Source organism: Mycobacterium sp. E3247, from assembly GCF_001667785.1.
Classification (GTDB): Bacteria; Actinomycetota; Actinomycetes; order Mycobacteriales; family Mycobacteriaceae; genus Mycobacterium.
Genome location: NZ_LZJG01000559.1, coordinates 46,661 through 53,503, shown reverse-complemented (window position 1 = coordinate 53,503; position 6,843 = coordinate 46,661). Strand labels below are relative to the sequence as shown.

The following is a 6,843-nucleotide window of genomic DNA, read 5'->3' as shown; positions in this document are numbered from 1 at the left end:
ATGCTGCCCGGGGTGGGCACCAAGGAGGACATCAAGGAGGCCCAGAACAACGGCGGGTCGATCTGCCGGATCGCCACCCATTGCACCGAGGCCGACGTGTCGATTCAGCACTTCGGCCTGGCCCGCGAACTGGGCCTAGAAACCGTCGGGTTTCTGATGATGTCCCACACGATCGCGCCGGAGAAGCTGGCCGCCCAGGCCCGCATCATGGCCGATGCGGGCTGTCAATGCGTCTACGTGGTCGACTCGGCCGGGGCGCTGGTGCTCGAAGGGGTGCGCGACCGGGTGGCCGCGCTGGTCGCCGAGCTCGGCGAGGACGCCCAGGTCGGTTTTCATGGGCACGAGAACCTCGGCCTCGGGGTCGCCAACAGCGTCGAGGCCGTCCGCGCGGGCGCCAAGCAGATCGACGGCTCGTGCCGCCGGTTCGGCGCCGGAGCGGGCAACGCCCCCGTAGAGGCGCTCATCGGGGTGTTCGACAAGATCGGCGTCAAAACCGGCATCGACTTCTTCGACATCGCCGACGCCGCCGAAGAAGTCGTCGCCCCGGCCATGCCCGCCGAGTGCCTGCTGGACCGCAACGCCCTGATCATGGGCTACTCCGGGGTCTACTCCAGCTTCCTCAAACACGCCATCCGCCAATCCGAACGCTACGGCGTGCCCGCCCACCAACTCCTACACCGCGCCGGCCAACGCAAACTCATCGGCGGCCAAGAAGACCAACTCATCGACATCGCACTCGAAATCAAACGCGAGCAGCACACGGTGTAACACACCTGGTGGACAGCAAGTTGGCTGTGCAGCAACAGGTGTCGCCGACCGCGTCGTATGACCCGCGGTCCGCCGTGACGGTACTATCCGAGCGCCAGTCATAACACCACCCGGTCAGCGGAACAACGCGGCGTGCCACCCGCAACGCCGTGGCACGCTGACACCGTGACAGACACTTCCGAACGGGTCTTCCTAGGCGAGCAGGACGTACGCGAAATCCGCCTACCGGAAGGGGTTTTGCGCTATTACGACACAGGTCCGAAAGCCACGTCGGTGGCGCCGCTGCTCTTCCTGCATGGCTCGGGTCCCGGAGTCACCGGATGGCGCAACTTCCGCGGCATACTGCCCACCTTCGCCGAGCACTTCCGGTGCATCATCCTGGAATTTCCCGGTTTCGGCGTCAGCGATGACTTCGGCGGCCACCCAATGCTCATGGCATTCGGCACCGTATCGCCGTTCCTGGATGCGCTTGGCGTCGAAAAGGCGCACATCGTCGGCAACTCGATGGGCGGGGGTGTGGGCATTAACTTCGCTATCCACAACCCCGATCGTGTCGACCGGCTGGTCACGATCGGCGGAATTGGCATCAACATCTTCAGCCCCAGCCCGAGTGAGGGCATCCGGCTGTTGCAGGAGTTCGTCGAAGACCCGACTCGGCAGCGGCTGGTCGACTGGCTCAAATCGATGGTGTACGACCAGTCCCTGATAACTGACGAACTGGTCGAGGAACGCTGGCAATTGGCGACCGATCCGGACACCCTGGCCGCGGCGCGCCGCATGTACGGCAAAGCGGCGTTTGCCGCGATGAACGCCGCGATGGCCGCCTCCGAAAAGCCGATGCCGTGGGCAGTCCTGCACAAGTTGACCGTCCCCACGCTGCTTACATGGGGTCGCGACGACCGTGTGAGCCCACCCGACATGGCGCTGATCCCGATGCGCACCATCCAAGACGCCGAACTTCACGTATTTCCCAAGTCCGGGCACTGGGCGATGATCGAAGCGAAGCAAGCCTTCGAAAGCACCGTGCTGGCGTTCCTCTCACGGCAGCATTCACGAAGCGGCGACGGGAACGCCACGTCACCAGTCCTGCCAAGGGATGATCGTACACAGCGGCGTACTGATCACGGTCTGCCCCAATGTTGAGGCCGGCAGCCGGGTTTCGGCTGCCGCGACGCAGTCACGCACGCGCCTCGCGGTAGCGATCGATTCACCGTCAAGGTAGAGCACGCGAACACGCAATGCTCCCCGGGCAGCAGTGGCGCCAACTCGCCGCAGACCGAGACCGTCATCCTGATGACGGTCCAGCGAGAAGGTCCACGCCCCGGCCACTCCCGGCAGATTTAGCAGCTCCGGATTGTCCAACGCGACAAGGGAAAAGAAAGCCAGCGGACAGTCTTTCATGTCGCACCCTCCCTATCGTTGAGTCGCACCGGCGTCGACGGGGAGTGTGACCGCGGTGATATAGCGCGCCTCGTCGGAAGCGAGAAACAAAGCGGCGTTGGCGACATCCACCGGTTGTACCCACGGCACCGCGAGCATGTTCATGCGAAGGGCCGCTTCGGCGAACTCGGCACGCGTCGGCGTCCGTTCGAGGTCGGGACGAAACGCGCCGCGCACTGCGTCGTTTTGGATCAGCGGAGTGTCGACATTGGTCGGATGGACGCAATTGACTCGGACGTTGTGCGGTGCAAGTTCTTTGGCCAGGCTTTGCATTAGGCCGACCACGCCGTGCTTAGCCGCGGTGTAATGGGCGACGCCCACCAATCCGCGAAGTCCTGCGATCGAATTGGTCAGGACGATCGCGCCTCCACCTTGCGCAATCAGGTGCGGCGCCGCGGCCCGACACGTGTGCCACACGCCGGTGAGGTTGATATCCAACATGGTGCGCCAGGCCGTTTCGGTGAGGTCGAGCGCCAGTGCACGTGAGGTGATCCCAGCGGTCGCACACACCACGTCCAATCTTCCCAGCCGTCGCACACCGCGATCGGTGGCCGCCTGGACGCCGTCGAGGTCGCGCACGTCGACGATCTCGGTATGTATTTTGGCGCCAGTGTCGCGCACTTGGGCGGCGGTGTGCTCGAGGTCGTCGAGTGTGCTGTGCGGGACCACCACCGTGTCGACCGGGGCGCACACGTCAAGGGCTACGATATCGGCTCCCTCCTGGGCTAACCGCACCGCCTGCGCACGCCCGATTCCCCGCGCCGCGCCCGTGATCAGAGCCACCTTCCCGGTGACCCTGCCGCTCACGTCGCAACCCGCGTCATGTCGGCACGCCCGGGTTCGAGTTCCGCAGCGCCGTTCATGCGGCTAGAACTCGATGTGGATGTTGTCGGTCACCGGCCGGGCTTGACAGCCGAGGATCAAGCCATCGGCGCGGTCCTCGGGCCCCAGCACATCTCCACCGGCCATATCGACCTCGCCAGAAATCAGGGTCGCCACGCAGGAGCCGCAATGTCCTTCTCGGCACGAGTGCGGCACATCGATCCCGGCGTCAAGCAACATGTCGACCAGGGTCTGGTCGCGTCGCCATTGCAGTCGATGTAGAGCACCGTCCAACTCGACGTCTACGGTGGCCACCTCGACGTCGGTGCACATCGCGGCGCCTTGTTCTTCGACATCTGCCATGCGGCTGATCCTTGCCAGATCGGTGCGCGATGTCGTGGTCGGATTCCGATGGACGGGAGGTCGCTATCCCGGCGTCCAGTGACCGGGACATCTCCTGCGATTCCGGGCACTGCGGCTCTACCGTCGCTGTTCGTGACCAGTAGCACGAATGACGGGTTGGACCAGGGCATCGACGTGGTGGTCGTGGGTGCCGGCTTTGCCGGGCTTTACGCCCTGTACAAGCTGCGCGCCGACGGGCTGAGGGTCAAGGTGTTCGAGGCCGGTCCCGACGTGGGTGGCACGTGGTATTTCAACCGGTATCCCGGCGCCCGCTGCGACGTCGAGAGCGTCGACTACTGCTATTCGTTCTCCGATGACCTGCAACAGGAGTGGGACTGGTCGGAAAAGTACGCCACCCAAGAGGAGATCCTGCGCTACATCAACTGGGTGGCCGACAGGTTGGATCTGCGTCGCGACATTGCCTTCGACACCCGTGTCACGTCGGCCGTTCTCGACGAGCAGCGGCTGCGGTGGACGGTGACCACGGATACCGGGCAACGGGTGAGCGCGCGGTTTTGTGTGATGGCGACGGGCCCATTGTCCGCGGCGATGACCCCACCTTTTGCCGGCCTGGACAGTTTCGCCGGTGAGATCTACCACACCGCGGCATGGCCACACGAGACGGTCGACTTCACGGGTAAGCGGGTCGCGGTCATCGGGACGGGATCTTCGGGCATTCAGTCGATTCCGATCATCGCCGAACAAGCCTCGCAACTCTACGTCTTTCAGCGCACCCCGAATTACAGTGTCCCCGCGGGCAATCGGCCTCTCACCGACGAAGACCGGGCCCGAGTCAAGGCCAATTACGCCGAACGCAGGCGCTTATCTTGGCGCAGCGGCGGCGGCTCACCACACATCGCCCATCCGAAACTGACGATGCAAGCCAGCCCCGAAGAGCGAAGAGCGGCGTTCGAAGAGCGCTGGGATCTCGGCGGGGTGCTGTTCTCCAAGACCTTCTCCGATCAGATGATCGACCCGGACGCCAACGAGGAGGCCCGCAAGTTCTACGAGGAGAAGGTGCGGGCCATCATTGATGACCCTGCGCTGGCCGAACTGCTGATCCCCACGGATCACCCGATCGGGACCAAGCGAATCTGCACCGACAGCAATTACTTTCAGACGTTCAACCGTCCCAACGTGACGCTGGTCAGTGTACGAAACACGCCGATCGAATCTGTCGATGCGACCGGCATCAACACCAGCAACGCCCATTACGACCTCGACATGATCGTGTTGGCTACCGGATTCGACGCGATGACGGGGGCATTGGCCAAAATCGACATCGTCGGCCGCGGCGGCAAACGGCTGCGCGATGACTGGAGCAATGGGCCGCGAAGCTATCTGGGTCTGAGCATTGACGGCTTTCCCAACATGTTCGTCGTGTGCGGCCCCGGGGCGCCGGCGGTGCTGGCCAACATGGTGCTGCACGCCGAGGCGAATGTGAATTGGATCGCCGACTCGATCAGATATCTCGACGATCACGGCTACACGGCGATCGAGGCGACTGCCGATGCGGTGGACAACTGGGTCGCCGAATGCGCGCGCCGAGCCGAGGCCACCCTGTTCACCAAGGCCAACTCCTGGTACATGGGCGCCAACGTGCCCGGCAAGCCGCGGGTGTTCATGCTGTTTCTCGGCGGGTTTGGGACCTACCTCGACATCTGCAACGAAGTCGCCGAGGCTGGGTACAAGGGGTTTTCGCTGACCAAGGCGCCATGATGTCGAGCCTGCCTGGTCGTGTGGCGCTGGTGACCGGCGCTGGGCGCGGCACCGGACGCGCCGTCTGCGAGCGACTCGCCGACGAAGGCGCCGACGTCATCGCGGTGGACGTGCCGGCGGCAGCAGAAGACCTCGAACAGACCGCCGCCGCGGTGGCGCAGCGCGGCCGACGCGCGGTGACCGGTCTGGCCGATGTCAGCGACCTTGGCGGACTGACCGGCGCGGTGGATGCCGCCGTCGACGACCTGGGATGCCTTGACATCATCGTCGCCAACGCCGGAATCCATACCACCCACGCTCCGACGTGGGAGATCACTGCCCAGAGTTGGCAACAAGCCCTCGACGTCAACGTGACCGGCGTCTGGCATACCGTCAAAGCCGCCGTCGCGCACCTTGGCAAGGACGGCGGGTCGATCGTGATCATCGGCTCTACCAACGCTCTTCGCGGTACGGCCAACACCGCTCCTTACACCGCGAGCAAGCATGCCGTGGTTGGGCTGGCGCGCACGCTCGCCAACGAGCTCGGCCCCCGCGGCATTCGTGTCAATACTGTTCATCCGGGAGCCGTCGGGACCTCGACAATGCTCAATGAGGCGACGTTTAAACGTCTTCGTCCTGACCTGGCTAGCCCGACGGCGGCCGACGCCGCCGAGGTGCTCACAGCTCGCCACCTGCTCCCGGTGCCGTGGGTGGAACCCGGCGACGTGGCCAATGCCGTGGTGTTCCTGGCCTCCGAGCATGCCCGCTACATCACCGGCACCGAGCTCGTCGTTGACGCGGGCCTCATGGCCAAGGCCTAACGGGCAACGCAGATGGGTGTCTACGCCGTCACCGGATCGGCATCGGGCATGGGCCAAGCCGTCGTCCGCAAACTGCGGGGCGCGGGTCACCGCGTGATCGGCGTCGACATCAAAGACGCCGACGTCCTCGCCGATCTGTCCACTCCCGACGGACGCAGAGCGGCCGCCGCTGCCGTGTCCGCTGCCAGCGAGGGTCGGCTCGACGGTGCAGTGCTGGCCGCTGGTGTAGGCCCCACCCCGGGTGCCGGTAGTGCCAGCCGGATCCTGGCGGTGAACTTCTTTGGTGTGGTCGAGCTTCTAGAGGCATGGCACCCGGCGTTGGCGGCGGCTGGCAGCGCCAAGGTTGTTGTAGTGAGCAGCAATTCGACGACGACAATGCCGTTGGTGCCCCGGCGTGCCGTGCGGGCGTTACTAGGCCGCGATCTCGAGAAGGCCCAGCGTGCACTACGAGTGTTCCGATCGGCCGCCCCCTCTATGGCCTACGGGGCATCGAAGATCGCGGTGGCGCGTTGGGTGCGGCGCACCGCGGTCACGTCGGCGTGGGCGGGTGCCGGTATCCGGCTCAATGCGATCGCTCCGGGCGCGGTGATGACCCCGCTGCTCGAGCGACAGCTGGCCACACCGCGTGAAGCCAAGGCCATCCGCGCGTTCCCGGTCCCGGTCGGTGGGTTCGGTGACCCCACGCACCTCGCGGACTGGATGGTGTTCATGTTGTCGGATGCCGCCGCCTTTCTCTGCGGCAGTGTGCTTTTCGTCGACGGCGGGTCTGATGCCTACTTCCGCGCCGACCACTGGCCGGCCCGCGTCCCCACTCCGCGACTGCCGCGGTATATGTGGCGGTTACTGAGGTTTGGACGCCGGCAATCCGTTTGACCGCGGTAATCACCGGGCC

The 6,843-nt window shown here is 65.0% G+C and carries 6 protein-coding genes and 1 pseudogene; 5 read left to right on the top strand and 2 right to left on the bottom strand.

The genetic code is table 11. The features are described from left to right. Together dmpG and A9X04_RS28820 are read left to right on the top strand one after the other, a co-directional pair. Window positions 1-768, top strand: a 768-nt coding sequence (dmpG, locus tag A9X04_RS28825) for a 4-hydroxy-2-oxovalerate aldolase (protein ID WP_067928433.1), incomplete at its 5' end; no start/stop codon positions are given. A 165-nt stretch (window positions 769-933) separates the two neighbouring features. Then, window positions 934-1,812: pseudogene (locus A9X04_RS28820) on the top strand (alpha/beta fold hydrolase); the annotation flags it as partial. Between the two features lie 369 nt (window positions 1,813-2,181). On the opposite strand, the gene A9X04_RS28815 reads toward A9X04_RS28820, so the two are convergent. Next, window positions 2,182-3,015: a mycofactocin-coupled SDR family oxidoreductase gene (locus A9X04_RS28815; protein WP_067928430.1), complete on the bottom strand. Its 834-nt coding sequence runs from the start codon at window positions 3,013-3,015 to the stop codon at window positions 2,182-2,184. A 60-nt stretch (window positions 3,016-3,075) separates the two neighbouring features. Beyond that, the gene (locus tag A9X04_RS28810; protein WP_082972854.1) at window positions 3,076-3,393 is read right to left on the bottom strand and encodes a 2Fe-2S iron-sulfur cluster binding domain-containing protein; all 318 of its coding nucleotides are present in this window, start codon (window positions 3,391-3,393) and stop codon (window positions 3,076-3,078) included. Between the two features lie 132 nt (window positions 3,394-3,525). Between A9X04_RS28810 and A9X04_RS28805 the strand changes: the two genes are divergently transcribed. The 3 genes from A9X04_RS28805 to A9X04_RS28795 are packed head-to-tail and all read left to right on the top strand — an operon-like array spanning window position 3,526 to window position 6,824. Next, entirely contained in the window at window positions 3,526-5,151 is a 1,626-nt protein-coding gene (locus tag A9X04_RS28805) for an NAD(P)/FAD-dependent oxidoreductase (RefSeq protein WP_067928427.1), read from the top strand. Beyond that, the gene (locus A9X04_RS28800; protein ID WP_082972853.1) at window positions 5,151-5,951 is read left to right on the top strand and encodes a mycofactocin-coupled SDR family oxidoreductase; all 801 of its coding nucleotides are present in this window, start codon (window positions 5,151-5,153) and stop codon (window positions 5,949-5,951) included. The genes A9X04_RS28805 and A9X04_RS28800 overlap by 1 nt, the downstream gene beginning before the upstream one ends. A 12-nt stretch (window positions 5,952-5,963) precedes the next feature. Continuing rightward, window positions 5,964-6,824 (top strand): SDR family oxidoreductase, encoded by an 861-nt coding sequence (locus A9X04_RS28795; RefSeq protein ID WP_067928423.1) that lies wholly within the window; start codon window positions 5,964-5,966, stop codon window positions 6,822-6,824. Window positions 6,825-6,843 lie beyond the last annotated feature (19 nt).